We start from the raw sequence: 13,340 nt of genomic DNA, 5'->3' as shown, positions 1-13,340 counted from the left end.
TCGACATGAAATACCTGCACCTGATCTGGGCCGCGCTGTTCCGCAGCAAGACCCGCACGTCGCTGACGCTGCTGTCGGTGGTCACCGCGTTCCTGTTGTTCGGCCTGCTCGACTCGGTGCGCATGGCGTTCAACGCCGGCACCAACGTCGCCGGCTACGACCGCCTGATCGTGTCGTCGCGGCTGTCGATCACGCAGATGCTGCCGTACAGCCTGACCCCGCAGGTCGCGAAGGTCCCGGGGGTGAAGCAGTCGGTGTACGCGGCGTGGTTCGGCGGCTACTACCGCGATCCCAAGGAGTTCTTCCCGAACTTCGCGGTCGGCCCGGGCTTCTTCGACCTGTACCCGGAGTACGACATCTCCAAGGCGCAGGTGACCGCGTTCGAGTCGACCCGCGACGGCATCGTGGTCGGCGAGTCGCTGGCCAAGAAGCACGGCTGGAAGATCGGCGACACCGTGCCGCTGCAGGCCACCATCTTCCCGACCAAGGGCGGCAACACCTGGACCTTCAAGCTGATGGGCGTGTTCAAGGTCAAGGACCAGAAGCGCCGCGGCGAGGAAAACCAGCTGGTGTTCAACTGGCAGTACTTCGACGAGGCCAACGACTTCGTCAAGAGCCGGGTCGGCTGGTACATCGTCAAGCTCGACGACGCGGACAACGCCACCCAGGTCGCGCGCGCGATCGACGCGCTCAGCGAGAACTCCGACCACGAGACCAAGACCCAGACTGAGACCGCGTTCAACCAGGCGTTCGTCAAGCAGTTCGCCGACATCGGCCTGATCGTGACCGCGATCATGAGCGCGGTGTTCTTCACCCTGCTGCTGCTGACCGGCAACACCATGGCGCAGGCGGTGCGCGAGCGCATCCCGGAGCTGGCGGTGATGAAGACGATCGGCTTCAGCAACCGCAGCCTGCTGCTGCTGGTGATGGCCGAATCGGTGCTGCTGGTGCTGCTGGGTGGCCTGATCGGCATGGCGATCGCCAGCGTGGTGATGTCGATGATCGCCGCGGTGAGTGGCGGCATGATCCAGCTCGACACGGTGCCGGCGGAGACCTGGCTGATGGCGATCGGCCTGATGCTGGCGATCGGACTGGTGGTCGGCTTGCTGCCCGCGCTGCGGGCGATGCGCCTGAATATCGTTGATGCATTGGCCGGCCGCTGAGACAAGGACAACGACATGAACCGCATGAAGAGGTGGCTCGGCAACCTCGGAGTCCTGCTCGCACTGATCGCCGGCCTGGCGGCGTGGATCGTGCTGCCGTGGTACGGCGTGGCGATCGTGGTGGCAGTGCTCGCCGCGTGGCTGCTGCTGACCCAGCGCGGCCGGCAGACGCTGGCGGTGACCGGCATCGGCATCTCCAGCCTGCCGCAGCGCTGGGGCGCGTCGATGGTGATCATAGTTGGCATCGCCGGGGTCGTGGGCGTGCTGGTGGCGATGCTGGCGATGGGCGAAGGCTTCAAGGCCACCCTCAACCGCACCGGCGGCGACGACAGCGCGATCATGCTGCGCGGCGGCTCGCAATCGGAAACCAACTCGGTGATCACCCGCGAGCAGGTGCCGCTGATCGCCAATCTCGCCGGCATCGCCAAGGGCCGCGACGGCCGGCCGCTGGTCTCGGCGGAGGCCTCGCAGGTGATCAACATGGTGACCAAGGCCGACGGCACCGATGCCAACGCGCAGATGCGCGGCGTCGACCAGGCCGGTTGGGAACTGCGGCCGAAGATCAAGTTGGTCGAGGGCCGCCGGTTCAATCCCGGCATGCGCGAGCTGGTGGTCGGCAAGGGCGCGCAGCGCCAGTACGTCGGCCTGGAGGTCGGCAAGCAGATCGAGCTGGCCAACCAGCAGTGGACGATCGTCGGGGCATTCGAATCCGGCGACTCGCACGATTCGGAACTGTGGGCCGACGTGGAAACGCTGGCGTCCACCTACCAGCGCACCTCGTACCAGTCGGTGACCGCGAAGCTCGACGGCAAGGACGGCTTCAAGCAGCTGAAGGCGGCGATGGCCGCCGACCCGCGCCTCAAGCTCGACGTGCAGACCACCCGCAGCTATTACGGCAAGCAGTCCGAAGGCCTGACCAAGGTGATCGCGATCCTCGGCACCGTGGTCGGCACGATCATGGCGATCGGCGCGGTGTTCGGCGCGCTCAACACCATGTACGCCGCGGTCGCCGGCCGCGCGCGCGAGATCGCGACGATGCGCGCGCTCGGCTTCCGCGGCCTGCCGGTGGTGATCGCGGTGATGCTGGAGACGATGCTGCTCGCGCTGCTCGGCGGCGCCCTCGGGGCCGCGGTCGCCTGGCTGCTGTTCAACGGCTACTCGGTCAGCACACTGGGCTCCAACTTCAGCCAGGTGATGTTCCAGTTCCGGGTCTCGCCCGAACTGATCTGGAACGGCATGAAGTGGGCGCTCGGCATCGGCCTGGTCGGCGGGTTGTTCCCGGCGCTGCGCGCGGCAAGGTTGCCAGTGACTGAAGCGTTGCGTGCGGCGTAACTGGCGTTAAAGCGCATGTCAGCTACGGCCGTCTCTCTTCTATTCCTATTATCTGCGGGCTACACACCGCCACCACCGCCTCCCCCAAAGGAGCCTTACTGCATACCTGCACAACCTGGCCATCACCTACTGCCAAGCTGGTTTATGGGCAGGTACAAGGTCGTCGGTATGGACGCTAGTGGCAGTGCGTATGCTGGCGAGTTGCAGATCACCAAGAATGGAAAATCTCTGAGCCTGAGTCGGCGCGTTAGGCCCATAGCAACAAAGGGTTCGGTCCAGTATGTGAGGTGTGGCACGGAGACCAAGAACCTCTTGCTTCACGTCATCTACTACGCAAAGCCGCGCAACCAAGAGTTCTATTGCAAGGTTGATAGCGTCGATGGCCCTTGGCACCGGGTCACATGCGTGTCGGATCTCGGTCCATTAGAGGCGTGGTTTGAGGTGTCCGCGGTGCGCTCTAACAGCGCCGTAGGGCGCAATAACCGAAGGGCATTGCGCCGGATGCGGGGCTCGGCGCGGTCGTCGTAGATGGCGATGGTGCAATGCGCTCCGCTTACGCCCCGAAGGAAGTCCCCTTGGGGGATGCCCCGAAGGAAGTCCCTTGGGGGATTCCACCCTACGAGTTCTCGATCACACTGAGGCACCATCCCCGATGAAGCGCCGGCTCGCGATGATCTTGCTGGGGGTTTGCTTCACTCCCTTAGGCGCAGCGGCCTGCAGCTGCATACCACCCGGCACGGTGCCGCAGGAAAAGGCGCGCAGCACCCGTGTCTTTCTGGGCCGCGTCACCGCCATCGAGGAACGGACGCCGCAGATGGACCGCGGCTGGCTTGCCGTCACGATCGACTGGGTCAAGCGGCAGTTTGCTGCCGAGCGGCCACTGGGCGACCGCGACCACCCCTACAACCGGGTGAGCTTTTCCGTCACCCAGACGTTCAAGGGCGCGCCGGTCCAACAGCTGCAACTGGCAACGGGCACGGGCCGGGGGGATTGCGGTTACCTGTTCCAGACCGGCAGGCACTACGTCGTGTACGCGCACGGCGCCGACAGTGCCCTGTCCGCGGGAATCTGTTCCCTGACAGGCCCGGCGGCGGATCCGCGCAGCGGCTTGGCCATCCTTCGCGCTGGCGCTGGTCGCTGATCCAGCCCTACGCCGGTTCGCGGCGCGCGTCCGAGCGCTGAGCCGCCGGCGCTGGGGGGTCGGTATTCCTAGCGCTCTAATGCGGTCGCCCCACCGCTTCAATGCGGCTTTTAATCCCTCCGGAGCGGTCCTGCTACCGCTTCAATGCGGTTCTTGAACCGCTCCGATGCGACTCCGAGCCCCTCCAGAGCGGTTCTCCTGCCGCTCTAGTGCGGCTCGGAACCGCTCCGATGCGGTGTTCCTACCGCTCCAGAGCGATTGTCCTGCCGCTTTAATGCGGTTCCCCTACCGCTCTAGAGCGGTTGTCCTGCCGCTTTAATGCGGTTCTTGAACCGCTCTAGAGCGGTCTTCCTGCCGCATTGAAGCGGTCCTGCTACCGCTCTCCGAGCGGCTCTCAGCCCCGGCCGACCGGGTGGCTGGGCCTGTCGGCCGCGCGCCCGGCAGCGCACCCAAGCCGACCCTGCCGCGTAGTGCGCCTCCCGTTGCAGCCGGAACAGCGCCAGCGCGCTCAGGGGGGTCTGGTTCATGCCCGGCTTGTCGCGGCCGGGGCCGGCACCGGGCGGCGCGAACGCGCGAGGCCGTCGCCGGCGAAGATCGCCAACGCCAGCCAGATCAACGCAAAGCCAATCGCGCGCTCGCGGTCGAAGGCTTCGTGGAACACGAACACGCCGAGCAGGAATTGCAGCGTCGGCGCGATGTACTGCATCAGCCCGACCACCGACAGCGGCACGCGCCGCACCGCGTAGGCGAAACCGATCAACGGCAGCGCGGTCAGTGCGCCGCTGACCACCAGCAGCACGCCCAGCCCCCAGCCCCAGCCGTGCAGGAAGCCGCCCTGGCCGTGGCTTTCGCCCCACGCCACCAGCGCCAGCGCCGGCAGCAGCAGGTACAGGCCCTCGATGCCTTGGCCGGGGATCGACTCGACCGCGGCGAGCTTGCGGATCAGCCCGTACAGTGCGAACGACGCCGCCAGCACCAGCGCGATCCACGGGACCGCGCCGTGCTGGAAGGTCAGCCACCCCACCCCCGCCGCCGCGATCGCGACCGAAGCCCACTGCACGCGGTTGAGGCGCTCGTGCAGCAGCGCCACGCCGAGCACCACGTTCAACAGCGGGTTGATGAAGTAGCCCAGGCTGGTCTCGATCACGTGCCCGGCGTTGACCGCCCAGATGTACAGGCCCCAGTTGCCGCCGATCAGCACCCCGCTCAGCGCCAGCATCCACGCCACTCGCGGCCTGGCCAGCGCCGCGCGCAGCCAGCCGCGGCCCTGCGTCCAGGTCAGCCAGGCGCCGACCAGCAGCGCGCTCCAGACGATCCGGTGGGCGACGATCTGCAGCGACGGCACCGCCTTGAGCAGGTGCCAGTACAGCGGCATCAGCCCCCACAGCACGAACGAGCCGAACGCGATCCACAGCCCGCGGCGATCGAGCGTCGCCGCGGTGCTCATGCGGCCGGCTCGCTCGGCGCGACCGCGGCCGGTTTGGCCGCGCGCGATTTCGACAAGGTGATGATCACCACGCCGACCAGGATCACCGCCATCGCGCCGATATCGTGGCGGGTGAAATGTTCGCCACCGAGCAACGCGCCGAGCAGCACCGCGATCGGCGGATTGACGTAGGCATAACTGGTCGCCAGCGCGGGGCGCACGTGGTGCAACAGCCAGATGTAGGCGGTGAAGCCGAAAATCGAGCCGGCGACGACCAGGTACAGCAGTGCCGCGGTCGCATCGAGCGTCGGCACTTCGGTGATGCGTTCGCCGGTGACCAGCGCGGCGGCGAGCATCCACGCGCTGCCGGCGATCATCTGCGCGCTGGCGGCCATGAACGGCTCGGGCAGGTCGAGGTCGCGGCTCCAGATCGACCCCCAGGCCCAGGCGATCGGCGCGATGATCAGACACACCAGGCCGAGCGTGGAAGACGACAGCTCGCTGCCGGCGTTGAGCCAAAGGACGCCGAGAAAGCCGATCGTCAGCCCCGCCCATTCCGCTCGCGATGGATGTTTGCCGCGCAGCATCGCGAACACCCCGGCGAACAGCGGCATCGACGCCACCGCGATCGCCGCCAGGCCCGAACCGACCTCGGTCTCCGCCAGGTTCACCAGGCCGTTCGAGAGCAACACCATCCAGATCGACAGCACCCCGAGCGTGCGCCACTGCTTCGCGGTCGGCGGCGTGGCGCCGCGCGCGCGCAGCACCGCGTACATCAGCGCGCCGGCCAGGAACATGCGGATGGCGCCGAGCAGGAACGGCGGGTAGCTTTCCAGCGCGAAGCGGATCGCGAGGTAGGTCGAGCCCCAGAGGATGTAGACCGAGGCCAGGGCCAAGGCCACGGCGAGCGCGGAGGCGGTGCGGGCGGGAGCGGAGGCGATGGCGTTCACGGGGAGGACGGCTCGGGGGAAAGAATGGCGCCAAGGCGCCTGGCGATGGCGCGATCGATGGCGCGGCGTATCGAGATGGCCAGCGTAGCGGCGACACCAGCATCGCGATTGAAAATCCGTGCACTGCGACGCAAGAATATTGCATGGCCCGATCGCCCGCCGCGCTGGATGAATTCGACCACCGCCTGCTCGAGCTGCTGCAGCGAGACGCCGCGGTCACGCTGGCGGCGCTGGGCGACGTGGTCGGCCTGTCGGCCAGCGCGGTGCAGCGGCGCATCCACCGCTACCGCCGGGCCGGCCTGCTGCGCCAGGTCGCGGTGCTCGACCCGCAGCAGCTCGGCGGCGTCGCCCTGGCCGCGGTGTCGGTGGCGATGGAGCGCGAATCGGCCAAGATCCACGCCAGCTTCGCCGCGCGCATGCGCGCCGCGCCCGAGGTGCAGCAGTGCTACGTGCTCGCCGGCGAATGGGATTACCTGGTGATCCTGGCCACCAGCGGCGTCGCCCATTGCCGCGAAGTGGCCGAGCGCCTGTTCGCCGACGAAGGCACGATTCGCCGTTACGAGACGCGGATGGTATTCGACACCGTCAAGCTCGGCCTCAACCTGCCGACCCGGCTGTCGCCACGGCGGCGCGCCAAGAAATAGGCGCTACCGCGTGAACCCAGCCGCGCCGCGAAGGGGCTTCGGCGTGAATCGAATCCATGCTCAGGCCGCACTCTGGCGAAGCTGAAAGATGTTGCCCTCGGGGTCGCAGGCATTGCGCACCACGAACCCCGGCCCCTGCCATTGCTCGGGAAGGACCTGGCCGCCCAAGGATTGCGCTGACTCTTGCGCGGAAGAAAGACTGGGCACGGTGCAGAAGAACTTGATTGCGGCGCTGTCGCGCAGCTGCGGAGGCCTGGTGACGACGACCTGCGACGCAACTTGCGGGGGCATGGCGTGCACGATGAGCTGCAAATCTGGCGAGCGAAGCACGACCATTTGATCGGTGCGATGAGCAGCGGTCATGCCTAGAACGCACTGGTAAAAGTCAGAAAGCCGGTCAGGGTCTTGGGCGTAGATGAAGAGGCCGGCGCGAGCGGGTGCAGACACGGTAACTCCAAATTCTTGGGTCGAAATTGCGACGACGGTGCTGTGCAGCCTAACCAGGCGCTACGCCGCGCGCTCGCGTTCCAGCACCTGCTGCTTCAGCGGCAGGCCCCAGCGGTAACCGCCGAGCGAGCCGTCGCCGCGGATCACGCGGTGGCACGGCACCACGATCGCGACCCGGTTGTGCGCACAGGCGCTGGCCACCGCGCGCGCGGCGCGCGGCTGGCCGAGTTGCGCGGCCAGCTGCGCGTAGCTGCGGGTCTGGCCGGCCGGGATCCTCATCAGCGCATCCCAGACCTTCTTCTGGAACGCGGTGCCGATCAGGTCGACCGGCACCTGCGCCTGCTTGCCGGCCAGCGCATCGGCGACCGCGCGCACGCGGGGCGCGAGGAACTCGTCGCGACCGGCGTCGACGCGTTCGAGCGTGGCATGCGGGAATTCGGCGCGAAGCTTCGCTTCCAGCGCGACCGGGTCGTCGCCGAGCTCGACCATGCACACGCCGCGCGCGGTGGTCGCGACCAGCGCGGTGCCCAGCGCGGTGTCGGCCAGGCTCCAGCGCACCTGCTCACCGGCGCCGCCGGCGCGGTAACGCGCCGGGGTCATGCCCAGTTTCGCCGCGCCGCCCTCGTACACGCGCGACGGCGAGCCGTAGCCGGCGTCGTACAGGGCGGCGCTGACGTCGGGGTTGCCGGCCCGCAGCGCCGATTTCAGCGTGCCAAGTTTGCGCTGCGCGAGGTACTCGGCCGGGCTGATGCCATAGCGCGCACTGAAGCGGCGTTGCAGCTGCGTCGGGCTGAGGCCGGTGGCGCGGGCGAGTTCGGCCAGGGTCGGCTCACCGCTGTCGAGCAGCGCGCGGACCTGGTCGAGCTGGTCGAAAGCGGCGTGGTTTCGAGGCATGGCGTTCATGGCCCAAAGCGTAACGGGCACCCGAAGGTGCCCGCTATCCGATTCCTGCGCTTAAGTCCCTCTCCCTGTGGGAGAGGGGTTGGGGTGAGGGTTCGGCGAAGCGATGTAACTCCAAAGGCAGAACGGCATGCTGGTGCGCACAATGAGCCCTTGTTCAACACCACTTCGCCGAACCCTCACACCCCGACGGTGCTTCCTCTGGGGCGTCCGCCCTACGGGCACCTTCTCCCCCGGCTTTGCACGAGTCTGGGGAGAAGGGAAAAGTCAGTCCGCCCAGTGCCCCGGCTGCACCGCGGTCGGCAGCACCTGCGCCGACAGCTGGCGGTCGTTGTTGAGCAGGCGCACCGCGTCAGCGAGGATCGCGGCCGACTCGCGCAGCAGCGGATCCGGGCGCTTCTCGGCGGCCTTCTCGCGCGCGACGTCCTTGGCGAAGTCGCGCTCGCTGGCCTGAAGGCCGTCATCGCCGGCCTCGTCGGCCAGCGGGTCGAGGTCCAAGCCGAGGGTCTTGCGCGCTTCCTGGCGCTGCTTGCGTTTGGCGTCCTCGCTGTCGCGCTCGGCGCGGCGTGCAACCTCGTTGAGCGAGATCGACTTCTCGGCGCGTTCCTCGCGGAACTGCGCGACGTCGTCCGACCACCACTGGAACTCCTTGTCGGCGGCGATGCGGCTGCCGTGCAGCGCCTCCAGCTTGGGCAGCAGCGGCGCGAAGTTGCCGTAGCTGGTGTGCGGCACCGCCGCGATCCGGGTCCACGGCAGCGCGTTGTCGTAGGTGCTCTCGCCGTACTCGCTGGCGTCGACCGAGACCGGGAACGACACGTCCGGCACCACGCCCTTGTTCTGGGTCGAGCCGCCGCTGACGCGGAAGAACTGGGCGATGGTCAGCTTGACCTGGCCGAAGCGCGCCTTCTCGTTGGCCGGCCAGCGGTCGAGGTCGACCAGGTTCTGCACCGTGCCCTTGCCGAAGCTGGTTTCGCCGATGACGATGCCGCGGCCGTAATCCTGGATCGCGCCGGCGAAGATCTCCGAAGCCGAGGCCGAGCCGCGGTTGATCAGCACCGCCAGCGGGCCTTCCCAGGCGATGCCGGTGTCGCTGTCGCCCTCGACGCTGACGCGGCCGCCGGACTCGCGCACCTGCACCACCGGGCCGCGGTCGATGAACAGGCCGGTGAGCTCGATCGCCTCGGTCAGCGAACCGCCGCCGTTGTTGCGCAGGTCGAGCACCACGCCGTCGACCTTGTCGGCGCGCAGCTGGGTCAGCAGCTTGGCGACGTCGCGGGTGGCGGAGGCGTAGTCGTCCTTGTTGAGGCGACGGCCTTCGAAGTCCTGGTAGAAGCCCGGCAGTTCGATCACGCCGATGCGCTTGGCCGGCGCGTCGCCGGCCGCGGGAATGGTCAGGACCTTGGACTTGGCGGCCTGGTCTTCCAGCCGCACCTTGTCGCGCACCAGCACCACGCGGTTGGGCTTGCTGTCGAGGCCGACCTCGGCCGGGATCACGTCCAGCCGCACCTTGGTGCCCTTGGCGCCGCGGATCTTGGCGACGACGTCGTCGATGCGCCAGCCGACCACGTCCTCCATCGCGCCGCTGTCGCCCTGGCCGACGGCGACCACGCGGTCGCCGGGCTTGAGCTTCTCGGACTTGCCGGCCGGGCCGCCCGGCACGATCTCGCGGATCGCGACCACGTCGTCCTGCTTCTGCAGCACCGCGCCGATGCCCTCCAGCGACAGCGACATCGACAGGTTGAAGTTGTCGGCCGAGCGCGGGGTGAAGTAATCGGTGTGCGGGTCGATCGCGTTGGCGTAGCTGTTGACGAAGGTCTGGAACACGTCCTCGCCCTTGAGCTCGGAGATGCTGTCGGACAGGTTGGCGTAACGCTTGTCGAGCGTCTTGCGGATGTCCGCCGGCTGCTTGCCGGCCAGCTTCAGACGCAGCCAGTCGTTGCGCACCGACTGCTTCCACAGCGTGTCGAGCGCGGCCTGGTCGGCGGCCCACGGCGCGTCCTCGCGGTCGTACTCGAAGCGGTCGTTGCCGGTGAAGTCGAAGATGTCCTGCTTCAGCAGCGCGCGCGCATGCGCCACGCGCTCGTCGACGCGCTGGCGGTAGGTGCTGAAGATCGCGTACGCCGGCGCGAGGTTGCCGCTCTTGATCGCGTCGTCGAGCTTGAGCTTGTGGGTGTCGAAGCGGGCGACATCGGCGGCGGTCAGGAACTGCTTGCCGCCGTCGAGCGATTCCAGGTAACGCGTGTACATGTCGGCCGACAGCGCGTCGTCGAGCGCACGCGGGCGGTAGGCGTAGCGACTGTCCGAGAGCAATCCGTAGACCAGCTTGGCCGCGGTGGTCTGGTCGGCGGTCGGCGTGGTCGGCAGCGCGACCCGCTCCTTGAGCAGCGTGGTGTCGCCGCGCTTCGCCTTCGTCGGCACCTGCGCGGTCTGCGCCTGCGCGGTGGTCTCGGCCGTCGACGGCGCGCCATTGTCGGCACGCGCCAGCAAGGCCAGCGGCGCGGTCAGCAGGAACGCATACAGGGGGGTCTGGAATTTCATCGAGGCAGCTTCTCGGCCAACGCGGGCCAGATGTTCGGGGTGGGGTCGGAGCCGGTTGATCGGGGCCAGCATGTAACGCGGTTCGACAACCCCACAGTGCCGAAAGTTGCCGGGGCTGTCACCCTTCCGGCGCATGAACGGGCACGGTGGAAGGCAGGCGGCATTCAGCTTGCGCGCGCAGGCCGTGACGCAGGCGTTATCGAGTCGTTACCTGTGGCGACGCGAAGCGCGCGGCGCAGCGGCCACGCGGCAAGAACCTAACGCTCGCGCGGCGCTCAGGCTTCGGCGAAACCGGCTTCGATCGCCGAGCGGTCGGCGTGGTACGACGAGCGCACCAGCGGGCCGGAGGCGACGTGGGTGAAGCCCAGCGCCATGCCGAATTCCTCGAGCTGCTTGAACTCGTCCGGCGTCCAGTAGCGCATCACCGGATGGTGGTGAGCGGTCGGCTGCAGGTACTGGCCGATGGTGATCATGTCGACATCGTGCGCGCGCAGGTCGCGCAGGGTCTGCTGCACCTGCTCCATGGTCTCGCCCAGACCGAGCATGATCCCGGACTTGGTCGCGACCTCCGGGTGCTGCGCCTTGAACTTCTGCAGCAGGGTCAGCGACCACTGGTAGTCGGCACCGGGGCGGACGTTGGGGTACAGGCCCGGCACGGTCTCGACGTTGTGGTTGAACACGTCCGGCGGGCTGGTCGCGAGGATCTCCAGCGCGCGCTCCATCCGGCCCTTGCCGCGGAAGTCCGGGGTCAGGACCTCGATCTTGGTCTTCGGGCTGTGGGCGCGGATCTGCGCGATGCAGTCGGCGAAGTGCTGGGCACCGCCGTCGCGCAGGTCATCGCGGTCGACGCTGGTCACCACCACGTACTTCAGGCCCATGTCGGCCACGGTCTGCGCCAAGGTCAGTGGCTCGGACGCGTCCGGCGGCTTCGGCCGGCCGTGGGCGACGTCGCAGAAGCTGCAGCGGCGCGTGCAGACCTCGCCGAGGATCATGAAAGTGGCGGTGCCGTGGCTGAAGCACTCGTGGATGTTCGGGCAGCTGGCCTCTTCGCAGACCGTGACCAGGCGGTTCTCGCGCAGCTTGGCCTTGAGCAGGGCGACCGAGTTGCCGGACGGAATGCGCACCCGGATCCACGACGGCTTGCGCAGCACCAGCACGTCGGCGAACTGCACCGGCGAACGGCCGATCTTGTCGCCGCCGAGCTGCTTCACGCCCGGCTGCAGCGGCGCCGGAGCGTCGCCGCTGACGACCGCGAGCGGAATGGACTTGGCGACGGACTCGGTCATGGCACGCAGGTCTTTCGAAGGGGGCATCAGGCGGCGGGGAGCGACGGCGGTGGCGCGGATTCGACCGCGAGCCCGAACTGGCGGGCGATGTTCTCGATCAACACCGGCTTGACCGCATCCAGTCCGGACGGGCCGCCCAAGTCTAGCATCGAGGTCACCTGCAGCCCCTCGTAACCGCAGGGGTTGATGCGTGAGAACGGCGCCAGGTCCATGGCGATGTTGAACGCCAGGCCGTGGAAAGTGCAGCCGCGGCGCACGCGGATGCCGAGCGCGGCGACCTTGGCGCCGTTGACGTACACGCCCGGGGCGCCGTCGCGGCGGACAGCCTCGATGTTCCACTGGGCCAGGGTGTCGATGATCGCCTGCTCGATGCGGCAGACGTAGTCCTTGACCCCGACCTTGAGCCGCTTCAGGTCCAGCAGCGGGTACAGCACGATCTGGCCGGGGCCGTGGTAGGTGACCTGGCCGCCGCGGTCGACGTGCAGCACCGGGATGTCGCCGGGCATCAGCACGTGCTCGGGCTTGCCGGCCTGGCCGAGGGTAAACACCGGGTCGTGTTCGACCAGCCACAGCTCGTCGGCGGTCTCGGCGTCGCGGGCGTCGGTGAAGGCCTGCATCGCGCGCCACACCGGCGTGTACGGCTGGCGGCCGAGGTCGCGGACCCGCGCGCTCGGCACGGGTGGCGCCGCAGCGGTCGGGACGGCCGCGGCTACAGCGTCCACTTCACTTCCGGGTGGTCGCGCAGCACCTGGTGCGCGAGGTCGTACTGGGCACGGTCGCGGGCCTGGAAGCCGATCCGCACCGACACGTACTTGCCGTTCGCCGAGTGCTTCCACGTGATCGCCTCGCTCAGCACCTCGATGCCGGCGTCCATCAGCAGCTGCGGCAGGACGCGCTCGAGGCCCGATTCGGCCGGGCCGAGCGCGCTGAGCTCGAAGGTGCCGGGGAACTGGAAGCCGTGTTCGGGGTTGTCGGAGTGGATTTCCATGCCGGCATTATGGTGGCGCGGGAGGGGCAACCCAAGCCGCGCGATCGCGCCCGGGCCGGGCTGCGGGTCCGCCGATCGCGCGACACTGGCATCATGGGCCGCTCGCGCCGCCATGCCCCGGGCGGCCCAATGACCCAGGAAGCCCGCCGCCATGGCGATGTCCGAAACCGATATCCAGAAAGGCTGGATCTACCGCACCAGCAACCACCAGGAACGCCTCGTGCTGGGCTGGGACCGCGACGGCCGCGTGGTTTACACCTCGAAGGGCAAGGACGAGGCCGCGCCGTTCCTGAACTGCCACGTGCGCGTCACCGGCAAGAAGTTCGCGCAGCGCGCGATTGGCAAGGTGAGCTTCGTCGAGGACCTGCAGCCGTACATCGTGGCCAACAAGGCCACGACGGTGGTGGTGCGCTGAGGAAGCGCGCCGCGGAGTGGGTCGCGGCGGTGTCGCGATGCAGCGCGCCAGATGCAAAAGGGCCGGCTTGCGCCGGCCCTTTGCTTGCAACAGTCAGATGACCTGGCGGA

At 68.2% G+C, this 13,340-nt stretch carries 13 protein-coding genes; 5 read left to right on the top strand and 8 right to left on the bottom strand.

What is annotated here, in order from left to right:
* The first annotated feature begins 5 nt into the window (after nt 1-5).
* The 3 genes from ACFQZQ_RS06110 (at nt 6) to ACFQZQ_RS06100 (ending at nt 3,636) form a co-directional block, all read left to right on the top strand.
* Nucleotides 6-1,163: an ABC transporter permease gene (locus ACFQZQ_RS06110; RefSeq protein WP_386811856.1), complete on the top strand. Its 1,158-nt coding sequence runs from the start codon at nt 6-8 to the stop codon at nt 1,161-1,163.
* A 15-nt stretch (nt 1,164-1,178) separates the two neighbouring features.
* Nucleotides 1,179-2,495 (top strand): ABC transporter permease, encoded by a 1,317-nt coding sequence (locus ACFQZQ_RS06105; protein ID WP_386811854.1) that lies wholly within the window; start codon nt 1,179-1,181, stop codon nt 2,493-2,495.
* A 652-nt stretch (nt 2,496-3,147) separates the two neighbouring features.
* Nucleotides 3,148-3,636, top strand: coding sequence for a hypothetical protein (locus ACFQZQ_RS06100; protein WP_386811853.1), 489 nt, complete (start codon nt 3,148-3,150; stop codon nt 3,634-3,636).
* Between the two features lie 523 nt (nt 3,637-4,159).
* Here ACFQZQ_RS06100 and rarD read toward each other — a convergent pair.
* Nucleotides 4,160-5,083 carry an EamA family transporter RarD gene (gene rarD / locus ACFQZQ_RS06095; protein WP_386811851.1) on the bottom strand — a complete coding sequence of 308 codons (924 nt, stop codon included), beginning with the start codon at nt 5,081-5,083 and terminating at the stop codon, nt 4,160-4,162.
* Entirely contained in the window at nt 5,080-6,012 is a 933-nt protein-coding gene (yedA, locus tag ACFQZQ_RS06090; RefSeq protein WP_386811849.1) for a drug/metabolite exporter YedA, read from the bottom strand. Before yedA ends, rarD begins: the two co-directional genes overlap by 4 nt.
* 143 nt (nt 6,013-6,155) lie before the next feature.
* On the opposite strand from yedA, the gene ACFQZQ_RS06085 reads away from it, so the two are divergent.
* Nucleotides 6,156-6,656 (top strand): Lrp/AsnC family transcriptional regulator, encoded by a 501-nt coding sequence (locus ACFQZQ_RS06085; RefSeq protein ID WP_386811847.1) that lies wholly within the window; start codon nt 6,156-6,158, stop codon nt 6,654-6,656.
* A gap of 60 nt (nt 6,657-6,716) precedes the next feature.
* Here ACFQZQ_RS06085 and ACFQZQ_RS06080 read toward each other — a convergent pair whose 3' ends face one another.
* The 6 genes from ACFQZQ_RS06080 to ACFQZQ_RS06055 form a co-directional block, all read right to left on the bottom strand.
* On the bottom strand, nt 6,717-7,103 hold the full coding sequence (locus ACFQZQ_RS06080; protein WP_386811846.1) for a VOC family protein: 387 nt from the start codon (nt 7,101-7,103) through the stop codon (nt 6,717-6,719).
* Between the two features lie 60 nt (nt 7,104-7,163).
* Nucleotides 7,164-8,006, bottom strand: a complete 843-nt coding sequence (locus ACFQZQ_RS06075; RefSeq protein WP_386811844.1) for a bifunctional transcriptional activator/DNA repair enzyme AdaA — start codon at nt 8,004-8,006, stop codon at nt 7,164-7,166.
* A 264-nt stretch (nt 8,007-8,270) separates the two neighbouring features.
* On the bottom strand, nt 8,271-10,541 hold the full coding sequence (locus ACFQZQ_RS06070) for a carboxy terminal-processing peptidase (RefSeq protein WP_386811843.1): 2,271 nt from the start codon (nt 10,539-10,541) through the stop codon (nt 8,271-8,273).
* A 275-nt stretch (nt 10,542-10,816) separates the two neighbouring features.
* Nucleotides 10,817-11,827 carry a lipoyl synthase gene (gene lipA / locus ACFQZQ_RS06065; protein ID WP_386811841.1) on the bottom strand — a complete coding sequence of 337 codons (1,011 nt, stop codon included), beginning with the start codon at nt 11,825-11,827 and terminating at the stop codon, nt 10,817-10,819.
* 26 nt (nt 11,828-11,853) lie between these two features.
* On the bottom strand, nt 11,854-12,549 hold the full coding sequence (gene lipB / locus ACFQZQ_RS06060; protein WP_386811839.1) for a lipoyl(octanoyl) transferase LipB: 696 nt from the start codon (nt 12,547-12,549) through the stop codon (nt 11,854-11,856).
* Nucleotides 12,537-12,815: a DUF493 family protein gene (locus ACFQZQ_RS06055; protein ID WP_386811837.1), complete on the bottom strand. Its 279-nt coding sequence runs from the start codon at nt 12,813-12,815 to the stop codon at nt 12,537-12,539. The genes lipB and ACFQZQ_RS06055 overlap by 13 nt, the downstream gene beginning before the upstream one ends.
* 151 nt (nt 12,816-12,966) lie before the next feature.
* Here ACFQZQ_RS06055 and ACFQZQ_RS06050 point away from each other — a divergent pair, with 151 nt between their 5' ends.
* Entirely contained in the window at nt 12,967-13,230 is a 264-nt protein-coding gene (locus tag ACFQZQ_RS06050; RefSeq protein ID WP_386811836.1) for a hypothetical protein, read from the top strand.
* The last annotated feature ends 110 nt before the right edge of the window (nt 13,231-13,340 follow it).

It is taken from the genome of Lysobacter koreensis, from assembly GCF_042677045.1.
GTDB lineage: Bacteria > Pseudomonadota > Gammaproteobacteria > Xanthomonadales > Xanthomonadaceae > Lysobacter_K > Lysobacter_K koreensis.
Note: the sequence above shows the minus strand (reverse complement) of the source record. Positions and strands in the feature narration are given on the sequence as shown.

Excerpts from the sequence above, each read along its gene's own strand:
- ACFQZQ_RS06110 (WP_386811856.1), top strand. The coding sequence starts at position 6 with ATGAAATACCTGCACCTGATCTGGGCCGCGCTGTTCCGCAGCAAGACC.
- ACFQZQ_RS06105 (WP_386811854.1), top strand. The coding sequence starts at position 1,179 with ATGAACCGCATGAAGAGGTGGCTCGGCAACCTCGGAGTCCTGCTCGCA.
- ACFQZQ_RS06100 (WP_386811853.1), top strand. The coding sequence starts at position 3,148 with ATGAAGCGCCGGCTCGCGATGATCTTGCTGGGGGTTTGCTTCACTCCC.
- rarD (WP_386811851.1), bottom strand. The coding sequence starts at position 5,083 with ATGAGCACCGCGGCGACGCTCGATCGCCGCGGGCTGTGGATCGCGTTC.
- ACFQZQ_RS06085 (WP_386811847.1), top strand. The coding sequence starts at position 6,156 with ATGGCCCGATCGCCCGCCGCGCTGGATGAATTCGACCACCGCCTGCTC.
- ACFQZQ_RS06075 (WP_386811844.1), bottom strand. The coding sequence starts at position 8,006 with ATGAACGCCATGCCTCGAAACCACGCCGCTTTCGACCAGCTCGACCAG.
- ACFQZQ_RS06070 (WP_386811843.1), bottom strand. The coding sequence starts at position 10,541 with ATGAAATTCCAGACCCCCCTGTATGCGTTCCTGCTGACCGCGCCGCTG.
- lipA (WP_386811841.1), bottom strand. The coding sequence starts at position 11,827 with ATGACCGAGTCCGTCGCCAAGTCCATTCCGCTCGCGGTCGTCAGCGGC.
- ACFQZQ_RS06055 (WP_386811837.1), bottom strand. The coding sequence starts at position 12,815 with ATGGAAATCCACTCCGACAACCCCGAACACGGCTTCCAGTTCCCCGGC.
- ACFQZQ_RS06050 (WP_386811836.1), top strand. The coding sequence starts at position 12,967 with ATGGCGATGTCCGAAACCGATATCCAGAAAGGCTGGATCTACCGCACC.